Origin of the sequence: Streptomyces ziwulingensis (assembly GCF_039542605.1) — a bacterium.
In the GTDB taxonomy this organism is placed as follows: domain Bacteria; phylum Actinomycetota; class Actinomycetes; order Streptomycetales; family Streptomycetaceae; genus Streptomyces; species Streptomyces ziwulingensis.
Window position 1 is genome coordinate 17,412 of record NZ_BAABIG010000062.1, and the last position, 26,668, is coordinate 44,079.

At 74.4% G+C, this 26,668-nt stretch carries 24 protein-coding genes and 1 riboswitch; of the genes, 12 read left to right on the top strand and 12 right to left on the bottom strand.

Translation table 11 applies throughout. The annotated features are described in order from the left end of the window. Positions 1-13 precede the first annotated feature (13 nt). Positions 14-1,054, bottom strand: a complete 1,041-nt coding sequence (locus ABEB00_RS27865) for a fatty acid desaturase family protein (protein ID WP_345623170.1) — start codon at positions 1,052-1,054, stop codon at positions 14-16. Positions 1,055-1,662: 608 nt separating this feature from the next. Here ABEB00_RS27865 and ABEB00_RS27870 point away from each other — a divergent pair. The 3 genes from ABEB00_RS27870 to cbiE all read left to right on the top strand — a co-directional run bounded on the left by ABEB00_RS27870 (position 1,663) and on the right by cbiE (position 5,195). Then, positions 1,663-2,466: an alpha/beta fold hydrolase gene (locus ABEB00_RS27870; RefSeq protein ID WP_345623171.1), complete on the top strand. Its 804-nt coding sequence runs from the start codon at positions 1,663-1,665 to the stop codon at positions 2,464-2,466. Then, complete coding sequence (locus tag ABEB00_RS27875; RefSeq protein ID WP_345623172.1) at positions 2,466-3,752, top strand: PP2C family protein-serine/threonine phosphatase; 1,287 nt, start codon at positions 2,466-2,468, stop codon at positions 3,750-3,752. The genes ABEB00_RS27870 and ABEB00_RS27875 overlap by 1 nt, the downstream gene beginning before the upstream one ends. A gap of 171 nt (positions 3,753-3,923) precedes the next feature. Next, a complete protein-coding gene (gene cbiE, locus ABEB00_RS27880; RefSeq protein ID WP_425586579.1) occupies positions 3,924-5,195 on the top strand; it encodes a precorrin-6y C5,15-methyltransferase (decarboxylating) subunit CbiE in 1,272 nt (423 codons plus the stop codon). A gap of 13 nt (positions 5,196-5,208) precedes the next feature. On the opposite strand, the gene ABEB00_RS27885 is transcribed toward cbiE, so the two are convergent. After that, the gene (locus ABEB00_RS27885; protein WP_345623173.1) at positions 5,209-6,324 is read right to left on the bottom strand and encodes a cobalt-precorrin-5B (C(1))-methyltransferase; all 1,116 of its coding nucleotides are present in this window, start codon (positions 6,322-6,324) and stop codon (positions 5,209-5,211) included. 51 nt (positions 6,325-6,375) lie between these two features. Between ABEB00_RS27885 and ABEB00_RS27890 the strand changes: the two genes are divergently transcribed. After that, entirely contained in the window at positions 6,376-7,113 is a 738-nt protein-coding gene (locus tag ABEB00_RS27890; protein WP_345623174.1) for a cobalt-precorrin-6A reductase, read from the top strand. Positions 7,114-7,157: 44 nt separating this feature from the next. Here ABEB00_RS27890 and ABEB00_RS27895 read toward each other — a convergent pair whose 3' ends face one another. The 10 genes from ABEB00_RS27895 to ABEB00_RS27940 all read right to left on the bottom strand — a co-directional run bounded on the left by ABEB00_RS27895 (position 7,158) and on the right by ABEB00_RS27940 (position 18,067). Continuing rightward, the gene (locus ABEB00_RS27895; protein ID WP_345623175.1) at positions 7,158-7,832 is read right to left on the bottom strand and encodes a precorrin-8X methylmutase; all 675 of its coding nucleotides are present in this window, start codon (positions 7,830-7,832) and stop codon (positions 7,158-7,160) included. Positions 7,833-7,917: 85 nt separating this feature from the next. Next, positions 7,918-8,910, bottom strand: coding sequence for a methylmalonyl Co-A mutase-associated GTPase MeaB (gene meaB / locus ABEB00_RS27900; RefSeq protein ID WP_345623176.1), 993 nt, complete (start codon positions 8,908-8,910; stop codon positions 7,918-7,920). A gap of 12 nt (positions 8,911-8,922) precedes the next feature. Continuing rightward, positions 8,923-11,109 (bottom strand): methylmalonyl-CoA mutase, encoded by a 2,187-nt coding sequence (gene scpA, locus ABEB00_RS27905; protein WP_345623177.1) that lies wholly within the window; start codon positions 11,107-11,109, stop codon positions 8,923-8,925. Then, complete coding sequence (locus ABEB00_RS27910) at positions 11,109-12,920, bottom strand: methylmalonyl-CoA mutase family protein (RefSeq protein WP_345623178.1); 1,812 nt, start codon at positions 12,918-12,920, stop codon at positions 11,109-11,111. Before ABEB00_RS27910 ends, scpA begins: the two co-directional genes overlap by 1 nt. Before the next feature lie 105 nt (positions 12,921-13,025). Continuing rightward, on the bottom strand, positions 13,026-13,907 hold the full coding sequence (locus ABEB00_RS27915) for an energy-coupling factor ABC transporter ATP-binding protein (protein WP_345623179.1): 882 nt from the start codon (positions 13,905-13,907) through the stop codon (positions 13,026-13,028). Then, complete coding sequence (gene cbiQ / locus ABEB00_RS27920; RefSeq protein ID WP_345623180.1) at positions 13,904-14,701, bottom strand: cobalt ECF transporter T component CbiQ; 798 nt, start codon at positions 14,699-14,701, stop codon at positions 13,904-13,906. The genes ABEB00_RS27915 and cbiQ overlap by 4 nt, the downstream gene beginning before the upstream one ends. Next, the gene (locus ABEB00_RS27925; RefSeq protein WP_345623181.1) at positions 14,702-15,106 is read right to left on the bottom strand and encodes an energy-coupling factor ABC transporter substrate-binding protein; all 405 of its coding nucleotides are present in this window, start codon (positions 15,104-15,106) and stop codon (positions 14,702-14,704) included. It lies immediately after the preceding gene. Next, positions 15,103-15,840 (bottom strand): energy-coupling factor ABC transporter permease, encoded by a 738-nt coding sequence (locus ABEB00_RS27930; RefSeq protein ID WP_345623182.1) that lies wholly within the window; start codon positions 15,838-15,840, stop codon positions 15,103-15,105. Before ABEB00_RS27930 ends, ABEB00_RS27925 begins: the two co-directional genes overlap by 4 nt. Positions 15,841-15,870: 30 nt before the next feature. Next, a riboswitch (cobalamin riboswitch) is annotated at positions 15,871-16,067 on the bottom strand. A 75-nt stretch (positions 16,068-16,142) separates the two neighbouring features. Further along, complete coding sequence (locus ABEB00_RS27935; RefSeq protein WP_345623201.1) at positions 16,143-16,631, bottom strand: potassium channel family protein; 489 nt, start codon at positions 16,629-16,631, stop codon at positions 16,143-16,145. Positions 16,632-16,735: 104 nt separating this feature from the next. Continuing rightward, positions 16,736-18,067 (bottom strand): voltage-gated chloride channel family protein, encoded by a 1,332-nt coding sequence (locus ABEB00_RS27940; RefSeq protein ID WP_345623183.1) that lies wholly within the window; start codon positions 18,065-18,067, stop codon positions 16,736-16,738. A gap of 184 nt (positions 18,068-18,251) precedes the next feature. Between ABEB00_RS27940 and ABEB00_RS27945 the strand changes: the two genes are divergently transcribed. From ABEB00_RS27945 to ABEB00_RS27980, 8 genes are all read left to right on the top strand, one after another. After that, the gene (locus ABEB00_RS27945; protein ID WP_345623184.1) at positions 18,252-18,710 is read left to right on the top strand and encodes a DUF7144 family membrane protein; all 459 of its coding nucleotides are present in this window, start codon (positions 18,252-18,254) and stop codon (positions 18,708-18,710) included. 102 nt (positions 18,711-18,812) lie between these two features. Beyond that, positions 18,813-19,202 carry a cell division protein SepF gene (locus tag ABEB00_RS27950; protein WP_345623185.1) on the top strand — a complete coding sequence of 130 codons (390 nt, stop codon included), beginning with the start codon at positions 18,813-18,815 and terminating at the stop codon, positions 19,200-19,202. A 95-nt stretch (positions 19,203-19,297) separates the two neighbouring features. Then, complete coding sequence (locus tag ABEB00_RS27955; protein WP_345623186.1) at positions 19,298-20,503, top strand: AAA family ATPase; 1,206 nt, start codon at positions 19,298-19,300, stop codon at positions 20,501-20,503. Further along, positions 20,500-20,844, top strand: a complete 345-nt coding sequence (locus ABEB00_RS27960) for a nucleotide pyrophosphohydrolase (RefSeq protein ID WP_345623187.1) — start codon at positions 20,500-20,502, stop codon at positions 20,842-20,844. The genes ABEB00_RS27955 and ABEB00_RS27960 overlap by 4 nt, the downstream gene beginning before the upstream one ends. A 199-nt stretch (positions 20,845-21,043) precedes the next feature. Continuing rightward, on the top strand, positions 21,044-21,514 hold the full coding sequence (locus ABEB00_RS27965) for a DUF6099 family protein (RefSeq protein ID WP_345623188.1): 471 nt from the start codon (positions 21,044-21,046) through the stop codon (positions 21,512-21,514). Positions 21,515-21,581: 67 nt separating this feature from the next. Next, on the top strand, positions 21,582-22,505 hold the full coding sequence (locus tag ABEB00_RS27970) for an LLM class F420-dependent oxidoreductase (protein WP_345623189.1): 924 nt from the start codon (positions 21,582-21,584) through the stop codon (positions 22,503-22,505). 108 nt (positions 22,506-22,613) lie between these two features. Next, entirely contained in the window at positions 22,614-24,089 is a 1,476-nt protein-coding gene (locus ABEB00_RS27975) for a 3' terminal RNA ribose 2'-O-methyltransferase Hen1 (RefSeq protein ID WP_345623190.1), read from the top strand. Further along, a complete protein-coding gene (locus tag ABEB00_RS27980; protein ID WP_345623191.1) occupies positions 24,086-26,629 on the top strand; it encodes a polynucleotide kinase-phosphatase in 2,544 nt (847 codons plus the stop codon). Before ABEB00_RS27975 ends, ABEB00_RS27980 begins: the two co-directional genes overlap by 4 nt. Positions 26,630-26,668: the final 39 nt, after the last annotated feature.

The window sequence follows — 26,668 nt, forward strand, 5'->3', positions numbered from 1 at the left end:
CTTCAGCGAGTCCTCAAGCGCGGGCGCGTTGGCGCCGGAGGGGTGCCCCCGCCTGGTGGAGGCTGGTGAGTGCCTGCCGGTAGGAGGCGATCAGCCCCGTCTCCAGGTAGTCCACGTCCAGTTCCGCGCAGTAGCGCCGGACGAGGGTGCGGGCCCGGCGCAGGTTGGGGCTGGGCATGCTGGGGAACAGGTGGTGCTCGATCTGGTGGTTCAGTCCGCCCAGCGCGAGGTCGGTGAACCAGCCGCCGTTGACATTGCGCGAGGTGAGCACCTGGCGGCGCAGGAAGTCCGGGCGGTCGGCGGCCTTCAGGATCGGCATGCCCTTGTGGTTGGGCGCGAAGAGGGAGCCGAGGTAGAGACCGAACAGGCCCTGGTGGACGGCGAGGAAGGCGAACGCCATGCCGGGCGGCAGTACCCAGAACAGCGCGGTGAAGTAGAGCGCGCCGTGTGCGACCAGCAGGGCGGCGTCGAGCGGCCGGTGCTTGAGCGAGCGGTCGGCCAGCGCCCGGCCGCTCGACACATGGAGGTTGAAGCCCTCCAGCGTGAGCAGCGGAAAGAACAGGAACGCCTGCCAGCGGCCGATCACACGGGGCAGTCCCGTGGCGGACCGGGCCTGGTCCTGGGTCCAGACCAGCAGGTTGGGGTCGACGTCGGGGTCGAGGTCCTCGTTGTTGGGGTTGGCGTGATGGCGGGTGTGCTTGTCCTGCCACCAGCCGTATCCCATGCCGATCCCGGCCGAGGCGATCCGCCCGGCCGTCTCGCTGGCTCGGCGCCGGCGGAACACCTGCCGGTGGGCCACGTCGTGGGCGACCAGCGCCACCTGGCCGAAGGTGACGGCGAGGAAGCCGGCGACCGCCAGCGTCCACCAACTGTCGCCGACGCGGACGAAGGCGATCCACCCGGCGGCGTAGAGCGCGGCCACCGCGGTGATCCGGAGCGTGTAGTAGCCGGGACGGCGGCCGAGGAGTCCGGCCTCCGCGATCCTCCTGGACAGCCGGGCGAAATCGCTCCCCGCGTTCTCGGAACGCGGCGGGCGGACCGTGACAGTGGTCATGGTGACAGGCTCTCTGCGAAGTGGGCAGGTGGCGCTGGGCCGCCCTGGGGACCGCTGAGACCGACTGCGGACAGCGAGAGATCCGGGTTCGGAGATCTCTCGGTCGCAGCGCTTCTTCCGGGTCCGGGGGCCGGGGACCGCAGGGTCGGCCGGTGGTGGCAGAGGCCCGCTGAGGGAGGGTGGGTACCCTGCCGGACGGGATTCACACGGGATGGAGGGAGGGAATGCGCGGCGGCCGGCGTGCCGCGCCCGTGACAGTGCCCGTGACCGGGCCCGTGACAGTACCCGTGACGCGCGCCACGTTGCCCTGTCCGGCCGGGGACCCGGAGACGGCCCCCCTCTCCTCCCGTCTCCCCCCTCTCCTCCACCTCCTCCACCTCCTCCTCTCCTCCCCTCCACCTCCTTCTCCTCTCTCCTCGGCCTCCTCCTCTCGTCCTCCACTCCTCCGTCCCTCCCCTGCTCCTCCGCCGTTCCTCCTCGGTGATTTCCGTCCTGGGCGGAGTAGAGATCCCGCAAGCGGGTACCGCCGCAGCGGCGGCCGGGTTCCCGGAGTGATCCATTCCGCAACGCTTGCCCAGCAGCCGGACCTGAGTGGCAGGATGAAACGTATGGACGTACGGCACAGGAACAACGTGAGCATCACCGGCAACCCCGACGGGCCGACCGTCGTACTGGCACACGGGTTCGGTTGTGATCAGAACATGTGGCGGCTGACCGTACCGGCCCTGGAGCGGGATTACCGGGTCGTCCTGTTCGACTACGTCGGCTCCGGCCGGGCGGACCCGGCCGCCTGGAGCGAGCAGCGGTACGCCGGCCTGGAGGGGTACGCCCAGGACGTCGTCGACATCTGCACGGAGCTGGATCTGCGCGGAGCCACCTTCGTGGGGCACTCCGTCAGCGCGATGGTCGGGGCGCTGGCCGTGCGGCGTGCCCCCGAGCGGATCGGCGCGCTGGTGATGGTGGCGCCCTCCCCGCGCTACATCGACGACGCCGACTACCGCGGCGGGTTCAGCGCCGAGGACATCGACGAACTGCTCGTGTCCCTGGAGTCGAACTACCTCGGCTGGTCGGCGACGATGGCCCCGGTGATCATGGGGAACGCGGACCGCCCCGAACTGGGGGACGAGCTGACCAACAGCTTCTGCGCCACCGACCCGCAGATGGCCCGCGTCTTCGCCCGCGCCACCTTCCTCTCCGACCACCGGGAGGAACTGCGGCGGATCAACGTGCCGACCCTGGTGCTGGAGAGCGCCGAGGACGTCATCGCCCCCCGCGAGGTCGGCGCGTTCGTGCAGCGCAACGTCCCCGGCGCGACCCTGGTCACCCTGGACGCCACCGGACACTGCCCGCACATGTCGGCTCCCGAGGCCACCAACGAGGCGCTCACGGCGTTCCTGGCCGGCCTACGGTGATGTGCTGCACGGGCGACGGGCCCGGCGGCCAGGACCCAGGTCCCAGGGGCGCGGGCGACGCCCATGTCTCGAACGCGGCGTTCGCCGCCCTGCTGGAGGACAGCGCCGAGGAGTTGTACGAGACGGCGCCCTGCGGGTATCTGTCGACGCTGATGGACGGCACCGTCGCCAAGATCAACTCGACGCTGCTGGAGTGGACCGGCCTGGAGCGCGGCGCGGTGGTGGGCCGGAGACGGTTCATCGACCTGCTGTCCGTGGGCGGCAAGCTCTACCACGAGACCCACTTCGCGCCGCTGCTGCGCATGCGCGGCGAGATCAACGGCATCGCCATGGAGATCAAGCAGGGTGACGGGGGCCGGATGCCCGTCCTGATCTCCTCGAAGGTCAAACACGCCGCCGACGGCGAACCGCTGCTGATCCGCACCACCGTCTTCGACGCCCGCGACCGCCGCGCCTACGAGGAGGAACTGCTCCGGGAACGGAAGGTGGCCGAGGCGGCGCGCCGGCGGGCGGAGACCGACCGGGTACGGCTCCAGGAGGCGCTCGCCGTGCTCCAGCAGTCGCTGCTGCCGGCGGTGCTGCCCGAGGTGCCCGGCATGGAGACGGCCGCCCACTACCGGACCGCCTCGCCCGACCTGCTCGGCGGCGACTTCTACGACGTGTTCGCCGTCGGCGGCGGCCGGTGGGCGTTCTTCCTCGGCGACGTCTGCGGCAAGGGACCCGAGGCCGCCGCCGTCACCTCGGTCGCCCGCTACACCCTGCGCACCGCGGCCCTGCACGACGCCGACCCCGTCTCGGTGCTGAACACGCTGAACGGCGTGCTCCACGAGCGCTACGCGGACGGCGAACTCCGGTACTGCACCGCGGTCTTCGGCGTCCTCGAACCCGACCCCGCCACCGGCCGCGTCGGCGTCCGGGTGGCCTCCGGCGGCCATCCGCCCACCCTGGTCGCCCGCGCCGCCGGCGGGACGGACACCCTGAACACCCCGGGCGGCCTGCTGATCGGCGCCCTGCCCGGCGCCCGCTTCACCCCGGCCGCCACCACCCTGGGGCCCGGTGACACGCTGCTGCTCTACACCGACGGCCTGACCGAGGCCCGTACCGGCCTCGACCGCTCCGAGCTGTACGGCGACGAGGCGCTGACCCGGTTCGTCGCGGAGCGCGCCGGAGCCTCGGCCCAGGAACTGGTCGACGCGCTGACCGGACTGCTGGACGAACTCGCCGCCGGTCTGGACGACGACGCGGCGCTCCTCGCCCTCGGCGTCCCCGTCCCGGCGGCGGCCTGACGCCCCGCACCTCCGCGCGACCGACCGTCCTGCGCCGCGCCCCGCACGGATCGCCCGCCAGCCGTGAGCCACGAGGCCACCACCCGTGAGCCACGAGGCCACCGCCCCGTAAAGTGCGAGGTCCCCGCCCCGAGACGTGAGACCCGAGACGTGAGCCCCGAGGAACGAGCCGTGCGCCCCGCCCGCCCCGCCCGCCCCGCCACCCCCGCCGCCGTGACCGTCGTCGGGATCGGGGCCGACGGCTGGCCGGGTGTCCCCGCCGCCTCCCACACCGTCCTGCGCGACGCGGAGGTCCTGATCGGCGGCCCCCGCCAACTGGACCTGCTGCCGCCCGAGTGCGCCGGGGAGCGGATCGCCTGGCCCTCGCCGCTGCGGCCCGCCGTCCCCGGCCTGCTCGCCGCGCACACCGGCCGCCGGATCGCCGTGCTGGCCAGCGGCGATCCCATGTTCTACGGCATCGGACGCGCCCTCACCGAGGTACTGGGCGCCGGTGCCGTGCACGTCCTGCCGCACCCCTCGTCCGTCTCCTACGCCGCCGCCCGGCTCGGCTGGCCGCTGGAGGACGTGGAGGTGGTCACGCTCGTCGGCCGCCCGGCGGCCCGGCTCGCCGCCGCCCTGCACCACGGCCGCCGGCTGCTCGTACTGAGCGCCGACGCCACCACCCCGGCCGCCGTCGCCGCCCTCCTGCGCGACCGGGGCTTCGGGCCGAGCCGCCTGCGGGTGCTCGAACGGCTCGGCGCCCCGGAGGAGCACACCGGCGACGAGACCGCCGCCGAGGACTGGACGCACCCGGCCGGCGACCCCCTCAACGTCGTCGCCGTCGAGTGCCGCCGCGCCCCGGACGCCCTGCGCCTGGGCGCGGTGCCGGGCCTGCCGGACACGGCGTACGAGCACGACGGACAGCTCACCAAGCGGCAGGTGCGTGCCGCGACCCTCGGCGCGCTCGCCCCGGCCCCCGGCGAACTGCTGTGGGACATCGGCGGCGGCTCCGGCTCGGTCGCGATCGAGTGGCTGCGCACCCACCCCTCCTGCCGGGCGGTCACTGTCGAACGCGACCCCGGGCGGGCCGCGCGCATCGTCCGCAACGCCGACCGGCTCGGTGTCCCCGGCCTGCGCGTCGTCACCGGCGCCGCGCCCGCCGTACTGACGCAACTCCCGCCGCCCGACGCGGTGTTCGTCGGCGGCGGACTCACCGAACCGGGGCTGCTCCGGACCTGCTGGGAGGCGCTCCCGGCCGGCGGCCGGCTGGTCGCCAACACCGTCACGCTGGAGTCGGAGGCGCTGCTCGCCGACGCCCGCCGGCTGCACGGCGGCGAACTGGTCCGCCTCGCCGTCGCGCACGCCGTACCGGTGGGCGGCTTCACCGGGTGGCGGCAGGCGATGCCGGTGACGCAGTGGGCCGTACAGAAGACCGGTGACGCCCAGGACGGCCCCGCCCGCTGACCGCCGCCCCCGCTCACCCGTCGCTGCGGCCCACCACCGTCCCGGCCCGGTCGATGCAGAGCACGTCCACCGTGACCGGTGCGCCGCGCAGTACGGCCAGCGCCTCGTCGCGGGCGGCCGTGGCCACCAGGTCGCCGAGCGGTACGCCGGCCGCCCGGCACAGCCCCAGCGCCTCCAGGCCGGTGTGGGCGGCGGCCACCGCGGCGGCCAGCGTCCCGTCCGCGCCGCCCTGCCGGGCGAGCCGGGCCAGCAGCGCCTTGTCGACCTGGGAGCGGGCGGAGTGCAGGTCGAGGTGGCCCGCCGCGAGTTTGGAGAGCTTGGCGAAACCGCCGCACAGGGTCAGGCGGTCCACCGGGTGGCGCCGTACGTACTTGAGCACCGCGCCCGCGAAGTCGCCCATGTCCAGCAGCGCCTCCTCGGGCAGCCCGTACTCGGCGACGACCGTCCTCTCCGAGGTCGAGCCGGTGCAGCCGGCGACATGGGTGCGCCCGGCGGCCCGCGCCACGTCCACCCCGCGCCGGATCGAGTCGATCCACGCCGAGCACGAGTACGGCACCACGATCCCGGTGGTGCCCAGCACGGAGAGGCCGCCGAGGATGCCGAGCCGGGGGTTCCAGGTGGAGCGGGCGAGTTCCTCGCCGTCGTCGACGGAGACGGTGATCTCCACGTCGCCGCTGCCGCCGTACCGTTCGGCGACGCGCGCGACGTGCTCGCGCATCATGCGGCGCGGTACGGGGTTGACGGCCGGCTCGCCGACCGGGAGCGGCAGTCCGGGTCTGGTGACCGTGCCCACGCCGGGGCCCGCCCGGAAGACGACGCCGGTGCCGGCGGGCAGCGGCCGTACCGTCGCCCGGACCAGCGCCCCGTGCGTGACGTCCGGGTCGTCGCCCGCGTCCTTCACGATCCCCGCCATCGCGGAGGTCTCCGTCAGCTCCTCGGCGGCGAGCGCGAACGCCGGCGTCTGCCCCCGGGGCAGGGTGATCGTCACCGGGTCGGGGAAGTCGCCGGTGAGCCAGGCGGTGTACGCGGCGGTGGTCGCCGCGGTCGCGCAGGCACCGGTGGTCCAGCCGGGCCGCAGACCGGTGTGCTTCAGTTGGGCGCCGCGACCGCCCCTGGCCTCGCTGCTCATGCCGCACCACCTGGAAGGGAACCGAATGACGAGCCCGCCGCAGGGGGAGCCGTGCATGTGCTGATCCTCGGGGGGACCGGTGAGGCCCGCCGTCTGGCCGAACTGCTGGCCGGCACCGCACGGCCGGACCTGCGGGTGACCACCTCGCTGGCGGGACGGGTGGCCGCGCCCCGGACGCCGCCCGGTGAGCTGCGCGTCGGCGGCTTCGGCGGCGCCGGCGGGCTCGCCGACTGGCTGCGCGGGCACGCGGTGGACGCCCTCGTCGACGCCACCCACCCCTTCGCCGCGGGCATCAGCCGCAACGCGGCCCGCGCCGCCGCCGCCACCGGTGTGCCGCTGCTCGCCCTGCGCCGCCCCGGCTGGACGCCGGTCGAGGGGGACCGCTGGCACGAGGCCGGTTCCCTGACGGAGGCCGCCGCGCTGCTGCCCGCCCTCGGCACGCGGGTGTTCCTCACCACCGGCCGGATGGGACTGGCCGCCTTCGCCGCCCCGGACGGCCTCTGGTTCCTCGTACGGTCCGTGGAGGCGCCCGAGCCGCCGTACCCGCCGCGCATGGAGGTACTGCTCGACCGGGGCCCGTTCTCCCTCGCCGGGGAGCGCGAGGTGCTGCGCCGGCACCGGATCGACGTGCTGGTCACCAAGGACAGCGGGGGAGCGGCGACCGCGCCGAAACTGACGGCCGCCCGCGAGGCGGGCCTGCCGGTGGTCGTGGTGCGCAGGCCGCCGCTGCCCGCCGGGGTGCCGGTGGCCTGCGACCCGCTGGACGCGGTGCGCCGGCTCGCCCTCTGACCCCGCCCCGCACCCGGTTCAGTGCCCGGCACCACGGCCGCCGCTCACTCCTCCTCGCAGGCGAGCGCGTTGACCGCGGCGGCGGCCATCGCGCTTCCCCCGCGCCGGCCGCGCACCACCAGGTACTCCAGGCCGAACGGGTTGGCGGCGAGGGCGTCCTTGGACTCGGCGGCCCCGACGAAGCCGACCGGCACCCCGATGACGGCGGCCGGCCGGGGCGCCCCCGCACCTCCCTGACCGACCATCTCCAGCAGCCGGAACAGGGCCGTGGGCGCGTTGCCGACGGCGACCACGGCACCGTCCAGCCGCTCCCGCCACAGCTCCAGCGCGGCGGCGCTGCGGGTCGTGCCGAGCCGCGCCGCCAGCTCGGGGACGGCCGGGTCGGAGAGGGTGCACAGCACCTCGTTGGCCGCGGGCAGCCGGGCCCGGGTGACGCCGGCCGCCACCATCCGCACGTCGCACAGGACGGGCGCCCCGGCGCGCAGCGCGGCGCGGGCGCGCCGCACCACGTCCGGCGAGTACGCCAGGTCCTCGACGAGGTCGACCATGCCACAGGCGTGGATCATGCGGACCGCGACCCGGCCGACGTCCTCGGGCAGGGAGCCGAGACCGGCCTCCGCGCGGATGGTGGCGAAGGACCGCCGGTAGATCTCCGCGCCGTCCTTCTCGTAGTCGTACACGTGGTCCGCGTGGTCGTGTACGTGGTCGTACGTCGTCACGGTGGCGTTCTCGCTGCTCTCGGTGGTCTCGCCGCTCGCGCTGGTCGGAGTGGTCGTCGGGCGGTGGGCCCGGCCGCGAGCATACCTACCGTCCTCCGGCGTCCCACCGGAAGGCGGCCAGGATCTCCTCGGCCGCCCGGGTGGCCGTCAGCTCCCCGTCCCGCACCCGGCGCTCAAGGCCCGGGGCCAGGGAACGGACGGCCGGATCGGCGTGCAGCCGGCCCAGCAGTTCGTCGCGGACCATGGTCCAGGCCCAGTGGACCTGCTGGTCGCGGCGCCGCTCGGCGAGCCGCCCGGAGGAGTCCAGCAGCGTGCGGTGCTGCTCCAGCCGGTCCCAGACGGTGTCCAGGCCGGTCGACTCCCGGGCACTGCAACTGAGCACCGGCGGGGTCCAGAACGCGTCCTTGCCGTGCATCAGCCGCAGGGCGCCCGCCAGTTCCCGGGCCGCCGCCCGCGCGTCCCGTTCGTGCGGGCCGTCCGCCTTGTTCACGGCGATCACGTCGGCCAGTTCCAGGACGCCCTTCTTGATGCCCTGCAACTGGTCGCCGGTACGGGCCAGGGTGAGCAGCAGGAAGGTGTCGACCATGTCGGCGACGGCCGTCTCGGACTGGCCGACCCCGACCGTCTCGACGAGCACCACGTCGTACCCGGCGGCCTCCATCACCACGATCGACTCGCGGGTCGCCTTCGCCACCCCGCCGAGGGTGCCCGCGGTGGGGGAGGGGCGGACGAACGCCGCCGGGTCGACGGCCAGGCGTTCCATCCGGGTCTTGTCGCCGAGGATCGACCCGCCGGTCCGGCTGGAGGAGGGGTCCACCGCGAGCACCGCCACCCGGTGCCCGAGCCCGGTCAGCATCGTGCCGAAGGTGTCCACGAACGTCGACTTGCCCACCCCGGGCACCCCGCTGACCCCGATCCGCCGGGCCTTGCCGCTGTGTGGCAGCAGCCGGGTCAGCAGTTCCTGGGCGAGCGCCCGGTGCTGGGGGCGGGTGGACTCCACGAGGGTGATCGCCCGCGCGATCACCGCCCGCTTGCCGTCCAGGACACCCTTGACGTACGTGTCCAGGTCCATGGCCATCGCGCCGGTGCCTCAGCCGTCGCCGTGACCGAGGTCCGCCGCGAGGCGCGCCACCAGGTCGTACGCGGCGTCCGGGATCACCGTCCCCGGCGGGAAGACCGCGGCCGCGCCCATCTCCAGCAGGGTCGGCACGTCCTGCGGCGGGATCACGCCGCCCACCACGACCATGATGTCCTCGCGGCCCTCCTCGGCGAGCCGCTCGCGCAGGGCCGGGACGAGGGTGAGGTGACCGGCGGCCAGCGAGGACACCCCGACGATGTGCACGTCGGCCTCGACGGCCTGCCGGGCCACCTCGGCCGGGGTCTGGAAGAGCGGGCCGACGTCCACGTCGAAGCCGAGGTCGGCGAAGGCGGTCGCGATCACCTTCTGGCCGCGGTCGTGGCCGTCCTGGCCCATCTTGGCGACCAGGATGCGCGGCCGGCGGCCCTCGGCCTCGGCGAAGGAGTCCACCAGCGCGCGGGTGCGGTCCACGCCGGTCGACGCTCCTGCCTCGCCCCGGTACACACCGGAGATCGTACGGATCTGCCCGGCGTGCCGCCCGTACACCTTCTCCAGCGCGTCCGAGATCTCGCCCACTGTGGCCTTGGCGCGGGCGGCGTCCACGGCCAGCTCCAGCAGGTTGCCCTCACCGTCGGCCGCCCGGGTCAGCGCCTCCAGCGCGGCCCGGCAGGCGCCCTCGTCCCGCTCCTCGCGCAGCCTGCGCAGCTTGGCGAGCTGCTGGGCGCGGACCGAGGAGTTGTCGACCGCGCGGACGTCGATCCGCTCGTCGGTCTCCACCCGGTACTTGTTCACGCCGATCACCGGCTGCCGCCCGGAGTCGATCCGCGCCTGGGTGCGGGCGGCGGCCTCCTCCACCCGCAGCTTGGGGATGCCGGCGTCGATGGCCTGCGCCATGCCGCCCGCCGCCTCCACCTCCTGGATGTGCTGCCAGGCGCGCCGCGCCAGGTCGTAGGTCAGCTTCTCCACGTACGCGCTGCCGCCCCACGGGTCGATCACCCGGTTGGTGCCCGACTCCTGCTGGATGAGGAGCTGGGTGTTGCGGGCGATGCGGGCGGAGAAGTCGGTGGGCAGCGCGAGCGCCTCGTCGAGGGCGTTGGTGTGCAGCGACTGGGTGTGGCCCTGGGTGGCGGCCATCGCCTCCACGCAGGTACGCGTGACGTTGTTGAAGACGTCCTGCGCGGTCAGCGACCAGCCCGAGGTCTGCGAATGGGTGCGCAGCGACAGCGACTTGGCGTTCTGCGGGTCGAACTGCTTCACCAGCTTCGCCCACAGCAGCCGGGCCGCGCGGAGCTTGGCGATCTCCATGAAGAAGTTCATGCCGATCGCCCAGAAGAACGACAGCCGGGGCGCGAACGCGTCCACGTCCAGGCCCGCCTCCCGCCCGGCCCGGATGTACTCCACGCCGTCCGCGAGGGTGTACGCCAGTTCCAGGTCGGCGGTGGCCCCGGCCTCCTGGATGTGGTAGCCGGAGATGGAGATCGAGTTGTAGCGGGGCATCCGCCGCGAGGTGTACGCGAAGATGTCGGAGATGATCCGCATCGACGGCTTCGGCGGGTAGATGTAGGTGTTGCGGACCATGAACTCCTTGAGGATGTCGTTCTGGATGGTCCCGGCCAGCTTCTCCGGCGCCACCCCCTGCTCCTCGGCGGCCACGATGTACAGCGCCAGCACCGGCAGCACCGCGCCGTTCATCGTCATCGACACCGTCATCCGGTCCAGCGGGATGCCGTCGAAGAGCTGCCGCATGTCCAGGATCGAGTCGATGGCCACGCCCGCCATGCCGACGTCACCGGTGACCCGCGGGTGGTCGCTGTCGTAGCCGCGGTGGGTGGGCAGGTCGAAGGCGACGGAGAGGCCCTTCTGCCCGGCCGCGAGGTTGCGCCGGTAGAAGGCGTTGGACTCCTCGGCCGTGGAGAACCCCGCGTACTGCCGGATCGTCCAGGGCTGGTTGACGTACATCGTCGGGTACGGGCCGCGCAGGTACGGGGCGATGCCCGGGTAGGTGCCGAGGAAGTCCAGGCCCTCCAGGTCCTGCCCGGTGTACAGCGGCTTGACCGCGATGCCCTCCGGCGTCTCCCAGGGCAGGTCGTCGCCGCCGGTGGCCTTCTTCACCGCCGTACGCCACTCCTCGGGCCCGGCGTCGACGGCCGGCGTCCCCAGCTCGACCGACGAGAAGTCGGGGATACCCGGCGCTGTCATCAGGACACTCCCATGCGGTCGAGCGTGGCGGTCAGCACGGACACGGCGTCGCAGCCGGCGAAGACATGGGTGTCGACGCCCGGGTACGCCCCGGGACGGCCGGCCAGGAACACGTGCCCGGCACCCGCGGCGCGCAGCCGCTGCACGGCCGCCCCGGCCTGCTCCTCGTACACCGCGTCACTGGAGCACAGGCACACCTCGGCCGCCCCGCTCTCCTCGAACGGTCCCTCGGTCACCGGCTCGATGCCGCCGGCCTGGAAGAGGTTGGCGGCGAAGGAGAGCCGGGCGGTGTGGGCGGCGGCCGGGCCGAGGGCGGCCAGGTACACCCGGGGCCGGGCGCCGGTCGCGGCGAGGTGGGCGTCGGAACGGGCCCGCAGCGCCTCGAACGCCTCGTCCCGCCGCACCCGGGGCAGCCCCCCGGACAGCGGCTCGGGCGCCGGAGCGCGCACCACCGGCTTCTCGGCCAGGTGCGGGAACTCGCTGACCCCCGTCACCGGCTCCCGCCGCTTCGCCAGCTTCACGCTCCGCGCCGCCCAGGTCTCGGCGACGCGCTCGCCGATCGCCCCGGACCGCAGCGCCGCGCCCTGTCCACCCGCCCGCTCGATGCCCTGGAAGAACTCCCAGGCGGAGTGCGCCAGTTCATCGGTGAGCCGCTCCACGTACCAGGAACCGCCCGCCGGGTCGATCACCCGGGACAGGTGCGACTCCTCGATGAGGATGGTCGAGGTGTTGCGGGCGATGCGGCGCGCGAAGGCGTCCGGCGAGCCGAGCGAGTGGTCGAAGGGGAGCACGGTCACGGCGTCCGCCCCGCCGACCCCGGCGGCCAGCGCGGCGACGGTGGTGCGCAGCATGTTCACATACGGGTCGCGGCGGGTCATCATCACCGGTGAGGTCACCGCGTGCTGGAGCTGGGCACCCGCCCGGGGCGCCCCGCTGACCTCGGCCACCCGCGCCCACAGCCGCCGCGCCGCCCGCAGCTTGGCGACGGTCAGGAACTGATCCGCGGTGGCCGCGTACCGGAACTCCAGTTGCGCGCAAGCCTGTTCGACACTGAGCCCGGCGCCGGTCAGCTCGCGCAGGTAGGCCACCCCGGTCGCCAGCGCGCAGCCCAGCTCCTGTGCCGCCGAGCCCCCCGCCTCGTGGTACGGCAGGGCGTCCACCGTCATCGCCCGCAGCCCCGGATACCGGTCGGCGCGGAGCCGGACCTCCTCGGCCGCGGCGGCGAAGTCGTACGGGCGGCCGGTGCGGGCCTCGTGGCCCAGCGGGTCGGCGCCCAGGTTGCCGCGCACGGCGTCCGCCGCGACGCCCCGCTCCTCGTACAGGCCGAGCAGCCGGCGCGCGGCCGGACCGGTCTCGGCGCCGGCGTCCAGGATCACCGGGGCCAGGTCCAGGTGGACGCCGTCCAGCACGGAGCCGAGCGCGGCGACCTCGATGCCGGACCCCTCGCCGACGGCGAGCCACAGCGAGGTGACGCCGTTCTCCAGATCGGCGAGGACGGTGCTCGCGTCGGCGGTGGTGTGGCGCTGGCGCACGTCCCAGCCGCCGCCGGTGTTCCCCTCGGCGCGGCCTCCGCGGACGAAGGGCGCGAAACCGGGCGGGCCGGGGTCGGGCGCGGTGTCGCGCGCGGTGTACAGGGGCCGGGTGCGCAGCCCGTCCTCCAGTGCGGTGGACAGCTTGTGCTCCGCCTCGGCGTCCGAGACCTCCGCGCCCGACTTGCGCAGCACACCGGCCACGAGGTGCTGCCACTGCTCATGTGTCGGGTCGGGGAACTCGGCCGCGAGGGAGAGCCCGTCGTCAGGCAGGACCGTCATGCTCGGATGCTAGGGCAGGAGGGCGGACGAGGAGCAGAGGGCATGATTGTGACCTTGTTCTCTTCGAAAGCGTGACCCGCGATGCTTAACCGCCCGGGAAACGGGTCAGGCGGGTGGCCGGCCGGTGCGCCGGTCGGCGGCCGGGACCCGGTGCGTTCCGGCCACCGCGGCCAGTTCCTCCGCCGTCCGCGGCCCCTTCGCCGGGTCCGACAGCAGGCCCTGGGCGCACAGGAGGTGCGCCGCCGCCACCCCCCAGGGCAGCCGCAGACCCGCCCGCGCGAGCAGGTCCGTACGGGCCAGCGTGGCGGCCGCGGGCCCGGTGTGCGCGCCCTCGGGGGTGAGCAGGGCCGCGTCGTCGGCCCAGCGCAGGGCCAGGTCGACGTCGTGGGTCGCCATCACCACCGTCGTACCGGCCGCGCGGAGCCCGTCGAGGGTGGCCAGCAGCCGTTCCTGTCCGTCCGGGTCCAGCCCGGCCGTCGGCTCGTCGAGGATCAGCACCCGCGGCCGCATCGCGACGGCACCGGCGATCGCGGCCCGCTTGCGCTGCCCGTACGACAGCAGATGCGTGGGCCGGTCCGCCAGCGCGGCGATGTCCAGCGCGTCGAGCGCCCGCGCCACCCGGGCCCGTACCTCCGGGTCCGGCAGCCCGAGGTTGAGCGGCCCGAAGGACACGTCCTGCGCGACGGAGGCGGCGAAGAGCTGGTCGTCGGGGTCCTGCACCACCAACTGGACCGCGGTCCGCAGCCGGGTCAGCCCCTCGCGGTCGTACCTCACCCGCCGGCCGTCGACCGACAACCACCCCGTACGCGGGCGCAGTCCGCCGCTGAGCAGCCGCATCAGCGTCGTCTTGCCGCTGCCGTTGCGGCCCAGCAGGGCGAGCGCGCGGCCCTCGCGGACGTCGAAGTCCAGGCCGTCGAGCACGACCGGGCCCTCCTCGTAGGCGAAGGACGCGCCCCGCAGGGCGACCAGGGCGCCGGACTCGCTCACGGCAGGGACCTCTCCGGTACGGGTGCCAGTACGGATGTCAGTACGGATGTCAGCGCGGGTTTCAGGAGGAGGGTGAGGGTGGTCAGGGCGGCGAGCAGCGCCAGGCTCGCGGCCGTGAAGCGGACCGAGACGCGGGACTCGGGCACCAGGACGCGCAGGGTGCCGTCGTAGCCGCGCCCGGCCAGCCCCGCCTGGAGCCGCGCCGCCCGGTCGAAGGCCCGCACGAACGCGGTCGCGGCCAGCCCGCCGAGCGAACGCCAGGCCGCCGCCCGCGTGGTGTGCCCGAGCCGCGCCGCCTGCGACCGGCGGACGCGCCGCACCGAGTCCAGGAGCAGGAAGCTCATCCGGTACGTCACCAGCGCGACGTCCACGACCGGTGCCGGCACCCCGGCCCGCACCAGCCGGGGCAGCAGGTCGGACATCGGGGTGGTGAAGGCGAACAGGAGCACCCCGAGGGACGCCGCCGAGGTGCGCAGCAGCAGCTCGGCGGCGCGGACCGGCCCGTCCGGGGCGGCGCCCACGAAACCGTCCGGGCCGCCGACCCGTACCAGCAGCGGCAGCGCGCCCGTCAGGCAGAAGCCCAGCGGCACCCGGTAGGCCCGCCAGAGCGCGCGCGGGGGGACACCCGCCGGGCCGAGCAGCACGGCCACCGCCGTCACCAGCACCAGCGCCGCCCCCGGCCAGGCCGGCAGGGAGATCGCGAGCACCGTGAGGCCCAGCCCGAGCACGGCCTTGTCCACGGGGTGGCGGCGGCGCCAGCGGCTGCTGTGCGCCGCCGCGTCGATCGGCAGCACTCAGGCGTCCTCGTGGACGTCGTGGGCGCCATGAACCTCGACCCCGTGAATCTCGGCCCCGCCGGCCCCGGGAGCCGCGTGGGTGTCCTGCCGGGCCGCCAGGGCCCGTTCCTCGCCCTGGCGGCGGCCCCGGCGCACCCCGAAGTAGTACGCCAGCACACCGGCGCCGAGCGCGGCCTGGAGGGCGAACAGCGCCGACTCGACCTCCCCGGAGGGTGGTTCGTACAGCGGCGAGAACCACGGCTCGTAGTCCGGGCTGATCTCGGTGATCGCCGTCTCCGCCTCGGCGTCCGCACCCGCGAACGGCTCCTCCTTGTGGTCGCCGAGGCCGAACACCAGCGGGAACACGGCGAGCGCGGCCACCGCGAGCAGCAGCAGTGCGTTGATCTTCGTGTGGCGCTTCACGGGGCCACCACCTCCTGCTTCTCGCCCTTCTCGCCCGTCTCGTCCTTCTCGCCGGTCTCGCTTTTCGCCGGTCGCGTCAGCAGCACGCCGAGGCGGGTCAGTTCGCCCTTGCTGGACTGCACCAGCAGCCGCATCACCAGCACGGTGAGCAGCCCCTCGCTGACCGCGAGCGGGATCTGCGTGACGGCGAAGATGGAGCCGAACTTGCCGAGCGCGCCCCAGAACCCGCTGCCCGGGTCGGGGAAGGCCAGCGCCAACTGCACGCTGGTCACGCAGTACGTGGACAGGTCGGCGACGAACGCGCCGAAGAACACCGCCGCCATCAGCGGCGCGTCGTAGCGGCGCAGCAGCCGGTAGACGGCGTATCCGGCCCAGGGGCCGACGATCGCCATGGAGAAGACGTTGGCGCCGAGCGTGGTCAGGCCGCCGTGCGCCAGCAGCAGCGCCTGGAACAGCAGGGTGATGGTGCCGAGCACCGCCATGATCGGCGGCCGGAACAGGACGGCGCCCAGCCCGGTGCCGGTGGGGTGGGAGCAACTCCCGGTCACCGACGGGATCTTCAGCGCGGACAGGACGAAGGTGAAGGCACCGGAGGCGCCGAGGAGCAGAGTGCTCTCCGGGTGCTCTCGGACCTCACGCGTGAGGGAGCGGACTCCGTGGACGACGAACGGCGCGGACGCGACACTCCAGGCGATCGCGTGCGCCGGAGGCAGAAAGCCCTCGGCTATGTGCATGGCTCAGCAGACCCTCTCCAGCACCTCGTGGATGGACGACGCGCCTTGGCCGGTCTCCTGGCTGACGGGTACCACCGCCCGTGCTCCGCCTTCCCGGACCAGGGGGACATCCCCTGGGACCCAGTGGCTGCCCCCGAGGGGGCCGGAGCCGGACTTCCCGATCACAGTGGCGAGGGCCGCACCGGTATCGCACCGATTTCCCGTTCACCAAGGCGTGGTGACAGTAGTGCGCCGACGGGGACGCTGACAAGCAGGTCCGCCTCGCGGGGCAGGCGGACGGGCCCGACGGGCCGGGTGCCAGATCAGCCGCGTCCGTCCCGTTCCAGCCGCCGGACCACCAGGTTGCGCACCCGCTGGGTCAGGGCCGTGGCGGAGGCCGTCAGGAAGACGAACGTGTACACGATCTGCACGACCGTGACCACGCGGGCCGACTGTCCCCGGGGGGTGATGTCCCCGTACCCGACGGTGGCGAGCGTGACGACGGTGAAGTACAGGCCGTCCAGGCGGGTGCGGAGCCCCGAGAACTGGCCCGGCTCCTTGGCGAGGGCGTAGTAGGCGGCCGCGAAGACGTGCAGGGAGAGCACCATCAGCAGGGCGATGGCGAGGCCGGGCCGGGTCTCGGGGCGGTCGGTGAGGACGTGCCGGACCTGGCGCAGCAGCAGCGCCGCCACCAGGGCGAGGACCAGCGTGAACACCACCCAGCTCACGACGGGCCGCTCGGGGCCCAGCCGGTCCAGGGGGAGCAGGAAGTACGCGGCGACCACGACCACCGCGACGGCCCCCCGCAGCAGCCACGGCCGTACCCACCGCCACGCGCCCCGGACCCGCCCCGGCGGGCCGGCGTCCCCGGTGGACCGCCCCCGCCCCCGCCCCGGCCCCGGTCCCGGCCCCCGGGTCACCGTGCCCCTCCCGCCTGCTCCGGCGGCCGGCCGCGCCGCATCAGCCGGGCGACGAGGAAGGCGACGACCGACGCGGTGACGATCAGCGGCGTCTGGTCGTGGGCGTCACCGCCCAGCAGCAGTACCGCCAGTACCGCGCCGGCCAGCGGCAGCCCGGTCACCGCCGACGCGGCGGCGGAGATGCCCAGGGCGAGGGCCGGTGTCGTACCGAGCCCCGGCAGGCCCGAGCAGGCCATGGCCGTCGCCGTGCCCAGCAGGACGGCCGGGAAGATCGGGCCGCCGCGCAGGCTGCCCAGCGCGATGCCCCAGGCCAGCCCCTTGCAGGCGACGAGCGCGAGCAGCGCGCCCACCGACCAGGCGTGCGGAGCCGCGGCGAGCTGGGCGAGCGCCGCCTGCCCGGAGAGCGCCGCCTCGGCCGGGGAACGTCCGGTGACCAGGGCGTAGACGGCGAGACAGCCCCCGACCGCCGTGGCGCACAGCACGGTCCGTGAGGCGGTGTTCCGGCGCGTCCAGGTCACCGTGGAGCGTCCCAGTTCCCGGCCCAGCGCGATCAGTACCGCGATCAGGGCCGCCACCGGCACGCCCCACAGGAAGTCGCCCGCGTCCGGGCCGGCCCGCGGCGGCAGGTCCTGGAGGGAGAGCGCGCCGATCTTCAGCCCGGTCCAGTCGCCGAAGCCGGTGAAGACCAGCGCTCCGGCCGCGCTGGCCAGCAGACAGGGCAGCAGCAGGGCGGCCAGCTTCGCGCCGGCCAGCCCGGCACCCTCGATGAGCAGGACCGCCGCGACCAGCGGGCCGCCGAGGATGGTGGAGATGGCGGCGGTCGAACCGGCCGTCGCGAGGACCGCGCGCACCTCCGGGTCGGGCGGGGCGGACCGGCGTACCGCGAGCAGCGCCAGCCCGCTGCCGACGGCCATCAGCGGCGCCTCCGGCCCGAGCACCACGCCCAGCGGCAGGCCGGCCAGCGCGGCCAGCACCGCTCCGGGCAGCGCCTTCGGGCCCACCGGCGCGCCGCCCAGCCCGTCCACCGGCAGATGGCCGCCGCCGCCCGGCATCCGGGTCACGACCGGCGCCAGCAGCAGGCCCGCCAGGGCCAGCGCGGGCAGCGGCCACCACCAGGGCGGACGGGCGTAGCCGGCCGCCTCGGGCAGCGAGGTCCACACCCAGTGCTGGAGCAGGTGCTGGAGCCCGACGAAGAAGAAGCAGGCGAGGGCCACCGGCACCCCCAGCAGGACGCACAGCAGCAGCAGCCGCAGGTAGCGGGGGTCGAGCACGGTCTCCCGCGGCGACCGCCCGGCCGGTGGCGCGGCCGCGTCCGACGGCGTGGTCATGGGCTCCTCCGCGTTCCCTCCGGGTCCGGTCAGTCAACGGGAGGCGGGCACCGGACGCATGTTCTGCGACCCAAACCGGGTTCACCCGTTCGGCGTACTCCGCATGGCCGGGCGCCCGCACCGGGGCCACGCTCGGAACACCGCCGAGAACCGGTGCAGAAGTCTGTGCGAGAGGACGACGCCCATGAGCCAGCACGCCGCACGTTCCCCCGGCGCCACGGTCCCCGCCTCCTCCGGCCGGTCCGCTGGCTGGGTGACGGGAGGAGTCGTCTTCGCGGGCGTCATGCTGCTGTGCAACGGCGCGCTCGCCGTGCTCCAGGGCATCGCGGCGATCGCCCGGGACGACGTGTACGCCCGGATCGGCAGCTACGTCTACGAGATGAACCTCACCGGCTGGGGCATCCTGCACGTGGTCCTCGGCGCACTGGTCCTGGTGACGGGTTACGGCCTGCTCAAGGACATGGCCTGGGCCCGTTTCGCGGGTATCCTGCTGGCCTCGCTGAGCCTTGTCGCGCAGTTCCTCTTCCTGCCGTACGCGCCCGTCTGGTCCGTGATCCAGATGGCGATCGACGTCTTCGTGATCTGGGCGCTGGCCAGCCGTCAGGACGCGAGAACCGACGCGAGGAGCGACGTACGAGCCTGAGCGCAGCGGTCGCCGACCGTGTCGCTGTTGGGCCGAACGGGTGACTTGGCGTAAGAATTGGCTGGTGCACGCATTGAAGGCGAGTCGGAGCGGGGGGAGCCGGTGAACAGCCACGACGTCACCGATGAACAGTGGGAGGGGCTCGCCCAGGTGGTTCCGTTGCGCGGGCGGGACGCATGGCCGTCCGCGGTGGGTCACCGCGCGCTGCCGGAGGCGCAGACGGAGGCGCGACGCCGCTTCGTGGTGATGCGGGTGAATGTCTTCGCCGACGCCCGCGAGGTCGCCGAGACACTGATGGCGGGCATCCCGGTACTGCTGGACCTCACCGGGGCGGAGGGGGACGTCGCCAAGCGCGTCCTCGACTTCAGCACGGGTGTCGTCTTCGGCCTGGCGAGCGGGATGCACCGGGTCGACCGGAACGTGTTCCTGCTGACCCCGGCCGGCACCGAGGTGACCGGAGTCATGGAGGGCGCCGGCGTCCCCGGGATGTGAGGGACGGCCGGGGCGCGGCGGCCCCGGTCCCCCGATCGTAGGAAGCGGTCGGGGCGGAACGGTTCGCCCGGCGAGCGCGGCCCTACGGTCCGCACATGACCGCGTCCTCCGCCTCGGCCGCCCCCGCCCCGACGTCCGGGGCACCCGCACCCACACCCGCCGCACCCACCGTCGACGACCGGGCGCACCCGGTCCGTCCGCGCGTCACCGAACTGCGGTTGTCCGCCTTCGCCGGGCACCGGCGCACCGTCGTGCCCTTCGGGCCGCTCACCCTGCTCGCCGGTCCCAGCGGCTGCGGCAAGACCAGTGCGCTGCGCGCCTACGAGGCGCTGGCCCGGCTCGGCGGCGGCGCCGCACTCGCCGCGGTCTTCCCCGATCCGCCCGCCTGCGTGCCCGAACGGGCCCGCCCCGACGCCCAGCACCGCCGCGGCTTCCGCCTGGGCTGCACCACCGACGGTCCCGCGGGCCCGGTGCGGCTGGACCTCGCCGTGCAGGCCGAGCCGGAACTGCGGATCGTGGGGGAGCGGTTGACCGCGCGCGGGCTGGTCCTGCTGGAGACCGCCCTGCGCGACCCCGGGCGCCGCTCCGTGCAGGCCGCCTGGCACACCGCCGGGACCGCGCCGGTGACCCGCGCCCCGCTGCCCGACGACCGGCTCGGCACCGCCCTGCTGCCGTTGCGCGTGGCCGGCAAGACGGACGGCCAGCGACTGGTGCTCGCCGCCGCCGAGCAGACGGTGGTGGCGCTGCGCTCCGCCTTCGCCTGCGATCCGCGGCCCGGCCGGATGCGGGCCGCCGCGCCGGTCGGCTCGGGCCGGCTCCTGGGCGGCTGCGACAACCTCGCCGACGTGCTGTGGCGCACCCGCGCCGAGTGCGGCCGGCGCCACGCGCTTCTCGTCGCGGCGGTGCGCGCCGGCTGCGCCGGGCCGGTCGAGGACGTGCTGGCCGAACTGGGCGGCGGCGGCACGGTCCGCGCCATGCTCGACCGCGGCGACGGCCCGCACACCGGCCTGGACCGACTCGGTTACGGCGAACTGCGCTACCTGGCACTCGCGTTGGTGCTGCTCACCGGCCCCGGCGTGCTGGAGGTCGACGCGCCCGGCGAGGTGCCCGCCGCCCTGCGGACGCTCACGGTGCTGGCCGACGGCTTCGACCGGGGCCTGGACCCGTGCCAGCGCACCGCGCTGCTGGAACTGGCCGCCCGGATGTGCGCGCGGGGGCACATCCGGCTGGTGGGCACGGTCTCCGACGCCTCCTGGGCGGCCGGGGCGGCAGGCGCCACGGTGGTACACCTGGAACCGTGAACGACCGACCCCTGGACCTCCTCGCACTCCAGCGCAGACTGGCCGACTTCGCCGCCGCGCGGGACTGGCGGCAGTACCACACCCCGAAGAACCTCGTCGCCGCGCTCAGCGTCGAGGCGTCCGAACTCCTGGAGATCTTCCAGTGGTCGACGCCCGAGGAGTCCGCCCGGGTGATGGACGACCCCGGCACCGCGCACCGCGTCCGGGACGAGGTCGCCGACGTCCTCGCCTACCTGCTCCAGCTCTGCGAGGTGCTGGACGTCGACCCGTTGGCCGCGCTGGCGGCGAAGATCGACCGCAACGAACTGCGGTTCCCGGCGCCGAAAGCGCGGGAGGACTGAGACCGGCCGGCCGAGCGGCCGACCGCCCCCCTCACCGCTTAGTCACTCTTCGTAGTCAAAACCTGTATCGAGACCGATTTGTTGTCCACAGATTTCCCCTCACCTCTGGCTTTTCGCCTCAGGCTCCCTCACTCTGGGTAGTGGACAGTGGAGTTCGGGCGGACGCGTGCGAGCGCGTCGGGACAGACTGGGGCAGCGCATGGATGCGGTGCGGCTCATCCTGACGGGCAGACGCGCACTGAGCGTCGGCGGCGACGTGCCGCAGATCCTGGCGGAGATCTGGCAGGCGCAGGCGCTGGCGCAGGCCATAGGGAGCCGCCTCGCGGTCTCCGGGCCACCGGAGTTGCGCGGTGAGGCACTGGGGCTGACCGAGCTGGCCGGCCGCGGCTGCGGAGTGCTGCGCGCCCCCGACCTGGCCCCCGGCGAACTGCGCGCCGCCCAGCTCACCGAACTGGGCGACGCCCGCCAGACCCTGCTGCGCCTGGGCGCCCTGCTCGGCGAGATAGGCATCGCTCTCGTCGGCCTGGCCTGCGCCGCGGACGACGAGAGCACGTACTGGCAGTGCATGGAGGCCATCGACGCGGCCGACGAGTCCCGGGACCGGGTCCTGCGGATGCTGCAACGCCTCGCGGACGGAGAGGAGGCGCTGCGCCAGCGCGAAGCGGGTTAGGACGCGTTCCGACGCCGACCGGGGGGCCTGGGCGCCGGATGCCGGGTGAACGTGCAGGATGGAGGGCATGGATCTCCGCATTTTCACCGAACCCCAGCAGGGCGCGACCTACGACACCTTGCTCACCGTGGCGAAGGCCACCGAGGACCTCGGTTTCGACGCATTCTTCCGCAGTGACCACTATCTGAAGATGGGTGGCGCGGACGGCCTCCCCGGGCCGACCGACGCCTGGATCACCCTGGCCGGCCTCGCCCGCGAGACCAAGCGCATCAAGCTCGGCACGCTGATGACCGCCGGCACCTTCCGGCTGCCCGGCGTGCTCGCCATCCAGGTCGCCCAGGTCGACCAGATGTCCGGCGGCCGCGTCGAACTGGGCCTGGGCGCCGGCTGGTTCGAGGAGGAGCACAAGGCGTACGGCATCCCCTTCCCCAAGGAGAAGTTCGGCCGCCTGGAGGAGCAGCTCGCGATCGTCACCGGCCTGTGGGCGACCGAGCCCGGCAAGACCTTCGACTTCCACGGCACGTACTACGACCTCACCGAGTCGCCGGCCCTGCCCAAGCCCGCGCAGGCCAAGGTGCCCGTGCTCATCGGCGGCCACGGCGCCACCCGCACCCCGCGGCTGGCCGCCCGGTACGCCGACGAGTTCAACATCCCGTTCGCCTCCCTGGAGGACACCGAGCGGCAGTTCGGCCGGGTCCGGACCGCCGCCGACGAGGCCGGGCGCGGGGCCGACGCCCTGACCTACTCCAACGCTTTCGTCGTCTGCGTCGGCAGGGACGACGCCGAGGTCGCCCGCCGGGCCGGCGTGATCGGCCGCGAGGTGGCGGAGCTGAAGGAGAACGGCCTGGCCGGCTCCCCGGCCGAGGTCGTCGACAGGATCGGCCGCTTCGCCGAGATCGGCTCCCAGCGCGTCTACCTCCAGGTCCTCGACCTGGACGACCTGGACCACCTGGAACTGATCGCGTCCCAGGTCCAGTCGCAGCTCTCCTGACCCCCGTCCCGCACCCCTGAGGGAAGGGCCGGGCGCCGCGCGACCGCACGGCGCCCGGCCCGGTAAAACCGGTGGTCACCGGGGCTGCCGCCCGGGAGACTCGGACGCATGTTCCTGACCGTCACCACCACCGGCACCCCCGAGCGCCCGGCGACCGACCTCGGCTTCCTGCTGCACAAGCACCCCGACAAGGCGCAGGCGTTCGCCACCTCCTTCGGCACCGCCCACGTCCTCTACCCCGAGGCCGGGCCCGAGCGCTGCACGGCGGCGCTGCTGCTGGAGGTGGACGCGGTGGCGCTGGTCCGGCGCGGCAAGGGCAAGGGCCGCGGCGGCGCCCCCGACGCGGCGCTCGCCCAGTACGTCAACGACCGCCCCTACGCGGCCTCCTCACTGCTCGCCGTCGCGCTCGGCAACGTCTTCTCCAGCGCCCTGCACGGCGTCTGCCGGGCCCGCCCCGAACTGCCCGCCGCACCGCGCCCGCTGCGGATCGAGGTGCCCGCGCTGCCCGCCCGCGGCGGCGCCGACCTGGTCCGCCGGCTCTTCGCGCCGCTCGGCTGGACCGTCACCGCGGACAGCGTCGGGCTGGACCCCGAGTTCCCCGAGTGGGGCGATTCGCGCTACGTCCGCCTGGTGCTGGAGTCGGAGACCCGCACCCTCGCGCAGGCCCTGCGCCACCTGTACGTCCTCCTGCCGGTCCTCGACGACGCCAAGCACTACTGGGTCGCCGCCGACGAGGTGGACAAGCTGCTGCGGACCGGCGAGGGCTGGCTGCCCGGCCACCCGGAGCAGCGGTTGATCGTCCACCGCTACCTCTCCCGCCGCTGGTCGCTGACGCGCGAGGCGCGGGAGCGGCTGGAGCTGGCCCGGCTCGCCGAGGCCGACGACAGCGCGCCGGAGGAGATCGACAACGCGGTGGCGCCGGAGGCGGAGCCCGAGGCCGAGGAACAGCCGGCGCCGCTCGCCGTGCGGCGGCGCGAGGCGATCCTCGCCGCGCTGCGGGACTGCGGCGCCGCCCGGGTCCTCGACCTCGGCTGCGGCGAGGGCCACCTGGTGCGGGAACTGCTGAAGGAGCCCCGGTTCACCGAGATCGTCGGCACCGACGTGTCGGTGCGCGCGCTCGGCATCGCCGCCCGGCGGCTCAGACCGGACCGCATGGGCGAGCGCCAGGCCGCCCGCGTCAGCCTCTTCCAGGGTTCCCTCGCCTACACCGACACCCGGCTCAAGGGGTACGACGCCGCCGTGCTCAGCGAGGTGATCGAGCACCTCGACCTGCCCCGGCTGCCCGCCCTGGAGTACGCGGTGTTCGGCTCCGCCCGCCCCCGCGCGGTCGTCGTCACCACCCCGAACGCGGAGTACAACGTGCGCTGGGAGACCCTCCCGGCCGGTCACGTCCGCCACCGTGACCACCGCTTCGAGTGGACCCGCGAGGAGTTCCGCACCTGGGCCGGGACGGTCGCCGCGCGCCACGGCTACCAGGTGGAGTTCCGTCCCGTCGGCCCCGACGACCCGGAGGTCGGCCCGCCCACCCAGATGGCCGTGTTCACCCTGACCACCCCGCACGAGAAGGAGGCGAAGGCCGCATGACCACCACCGGCACCGGCGTACGCGCCCTGCCCGTCACCGACCTGTCCCTCGTCGTGCTGATCGGCGCCTCCGGCTCGGGCAAGTCCACCTTCGCCCGCCGCCACTTCGCACCCACCGAGGTCCTCTCCTCCGACCTCTGCCGCGGCCTGGTCGCCGACGACGAGAACGACCAGGGCGCCAGCGGCGACGCCTTCGACGTCCTGCACCACATCGCCGGCAAGCGGCTCGCCGCCGGCCGGCGCACGGTCGTGGACGCCACCAGCGTCCAGTCGGACTCGCGCCGCGCCCTCGTCGAACTGGCCCGCCGCCACGACGTCCTGCCCATCGCCGTCGTGCTCGACGTGCCCGAGGAGGTGTGCGCCGCGCGCAACGCGGCCCGCACCGACCGGGCCGACATGCCCCGCCGGGTCATCAAGCGGCAGATCCGCGAACTGCGGCGCTCCCTGCGCGGACTGGAACGCGAGGGCTTCCGCAAGGTGCACGTCCTGCGCGGCACCGAGGAGATCGACCGGGCCGCGGTCGTCACCGAGAAGCGGTTCAACGACCTCACCCACCTCACCGGTCCCTTCGACATCATCGGCGACGTCCACGGCTGCGCCTCGGAGCTGGAGACCCTGCTCGGCAGGCTCGGCTACACCGACGGCACCCACCCCGAGGGCCGCACCGCCGTCTTCGTCGGCGACCTCGTGGACCGCGGCCCCGACAGCCCCGGCGTGCTGCGCCGTGTGATGTCCATGGTGAAGTCGGGAAGCGCGCTGTGCGTGCCCGGCAACCACGAGAACAAGTACGGCCGCCACCTCAAGGGCCGCGGCGTCCGGCTCACCCACGGACTCGCCGAGACGGTCGCGCAGATGGACGGCGAGAGCGAGGAGTTCCGCGCGGCGGTACGGGAGTTCATCGACGGCCTGGTCAGCCACTACGTGCTCGACGGCGGCCGGCTCGTGGTCTGCCACGCCGGGCTGCCGGAGAAGTACCACGGCCGTACCTCCGGCCGGGTCCGCAGCCACGCGCTGTACGGCGACACCACCGGCGAGACCGACGAGTTCGGGCTGCCCGTGCGCTACCCGTGGGCCGAGGACTACCGGGGCCGGGCCGCCGTCGTCTACGGCCACACCCCGGTCCCGGAGGCCACCTGGCTGAACAACACCCTCTGCCTGGACACCGGGGCCGTCTTCGGCGGCAAGCTCACCGCGCTGCGCTGGCCGGAACGGGAGATCGTGGACGTACCCGCCGAGCGGGTCTGGTACGAGCCGGTCAGGCCGCTGCGCACCGAGGCGCCCGGCGGGCACGACGGCCGGCCGCTGGACCTGGCCGACGTGCACGGCCGCCGTGCGGTGGAGACCCGGCACCAGGGGCGGATCGCCGTGCGGGCGGAGAACGCGGCGGCGGCGCTGGAGGTGATGAGCCGCTTCGCGACCGACCCGAGGCTGCTGCCGTACCTCCCGCCGACCATGGCGCCGACCGCGACCTCCGCCGTGGACGGCTACCTGGAGCACCCCGAGGAGGCGTTCGCGAGCTACGCGGCGGACGGCGTGGCGCGGGTCGTGTGCGAGGAGAAGCACATGGGTTCGCGGGCGGTGGCCCTGGTCTGCCGGGACGCGGACGCGGCCCGCGCCCGTTTCGGGGTGGACGGCCCCACCGGGTCGCTCTACACCCGTACCGGCCGCCCCTTCTTCGACGACGCCTCCGTCACCGAGGAACTGCTCGGCCGGCTGCGCGCGGCGATCGGCGCGGCCGGACTGTGGGACGAGCTGTCCACCGACTGGATGCTGCTCGACGCCGAGCTGCTGCCGTGGTCGCTGAAGGCGTCCGGGCTGCTGCGCACCCAGTACGCCGCCGTGGGCGCCGCCGCCGGCGCGGTGTTCCCGGGCGCGCTGGCCGCGCTGGAGTCGGCGGCGGGCAGAGGCGTCGACGTCGGCGGCCTGCTGGGCCGGCAGCGGGAGCGCGCCGCCGACGCGGCCGCGTTCACCGACGCCTACCGGCGCTACTGCTGGACCACCGACGGCCTGGGCGGCGTCCGCCTGGCCCCGTTCCAGATCCTCGCCGTGCAGGGCCGTGACCTCGCCGTCCTGCCGCACGACGAGCAGCTCGCCCTGCTCGACCGGATCGTCGGGCACGACACCACCGGCCTGCTCCGCACCACCGGGCGCCGGTACGTCGACACCGGCGACCCGGAGTCGGTACGGGCCGGCGTCGACTGGTGGCTGGAGCTGACCGGCCGCGGCGGCGAGGGCATGGTCGTCAAGCCGCTCGGCGCGCTGGTCCGCGACGACCAGGGGCGTCTGGTGCAGCCCGGCCTCAAGTGCCGGGGCCGCGAGTACCTGCGGATCATCTACGGTCCGGAGTACACGCGCCCCGACCACCTCGCCCGGCTGCGGCACCGGTTCCTGAACCACAAGCGGTCGCTGGCGATCCGCGAGTACGCCCTCGGCCTGGAGGCGCTGGACCGGCTCGCGGACGGCGAGCCGCTGTGGCGGGTGCACGAGGCGGTGTTCGGGGTGCTGGCGCTGGAGTCGGAGCCGGTGGACCCGAGGCTGTAGTCCGCCGGAGGCCGGGGCCGGGAGCGGCGGGGGAGTGGC

Excerpts from the sequence above, each read along its gene's own strand:
- ABEB00_RS27975 (WP_345623190.1), top strand. The coding sequence starts at position 22,614 with ATGTTCCTGACCGTCACCACCACCGGCACCCCCGAGCGCCCGGCGACC.
- ABEB00_RS27910 (WP_345623178.1), bottom strand. The coding sequence starts at position 12,920 with ATGACGGTCCTGCCTGACGACGGGCTCTCCCTCGCGGCCGAGTTCCCC.
- ABEB00_RS27980 (WP_345623191.1), top strand. The coding sequence starts at position 24,086 with ATGACCACCACCGGCACCGGCGTACGCGCCCTGCCCGTCACCGACCTG.
- ABEB00_RS27930 (WP_345623182.1), bottom strand. The coding sequence starts at position 15,840 with ATGCACATAGCCGAGGGCTTTCTGCCTCCGGCGCACGCGATCGCCTGG.
- ABEB00_RS27965 (WP_345623188.1), top strand. The coding sequence starts at position 21,044 with ATGGATGCGGTGCGGCTCATCCTGACGGGCAGACGCGCACTGAGCGTC.
- ABEB00_RS27875 (WP_345623172.1), top strand. The coding sequence starts at position 2,466 with ATGTGCTGCACGGGCGACGGGCCCGGCGGCCAGGACCCAGGTCCCAGG.
- meaB (WP_345623176.1), bottom strand. The coding sequence starts at position 8,910 with ATGGCCATGGACCTGGACACGTACGTCAAGGGTGTCCTGGACGGCAAG.
- ABEB00_RS27870 (WP_345623171.1), top strand. The coding sequence starts at position 1,663 with ATGGACGTACGGCACAGGAACAACGTGAGCATCACCGGCAACCCCGAC.
- ABEB00_RS27970 (WP_345623189.1), top strand. The coding sequence starts at position 21,582 with ATGGATCTCCGCATTTTCACCGAACCCCAGCAGGGCGCGACCTACGAC.
- ABEB00_RS27945 (WP_345623184.1), top strand. The coding sequence starts at position 18,252 with ATGAGCCAGCACGCCGCACGTTCCCCCGGCGCCACGGTCCCCGCCTCC.
- ABEB00_RS27955 (WP_345623186.1), top strand. The coding sequence starts at position 19,298 with ATGACCGCGTCCTCCGCCTCGGCCGCCCCCGCCCCGACGTCCGGGGCA.
- ABEB00_RS27885 (WP_345623173.1), bottom strand. The coding sequence starts at position 6,324 with ATGAGCAGCGAGGCCAGGGGCGGTCGCGGCGCCCAACTGAAGCACACC.
- ABEB00_RS27940 (WP_345623183.1), bottom strand. The coding sequence starts at position 18,067 with ATGACCACGCCGTCGGACGCGGCCGCGCCACCGGCCGGGCGGTCGCCG.
- ABEB00_RS27865 (WP_345623170.1), bottom strand. The coding sequence starts at position 1,054 with ATGACCACTGTCACGGTCCGCCCGCCGCGTTCCGAGAACGCGGGGAGC.
- scpA (WP_345623177.1), bottom strand. The coding sequence starts at position 11,109 with ATGACAGCGCCGGGTATCCCCGACTTCTCGTCGGTCGAGCTGGGGACG.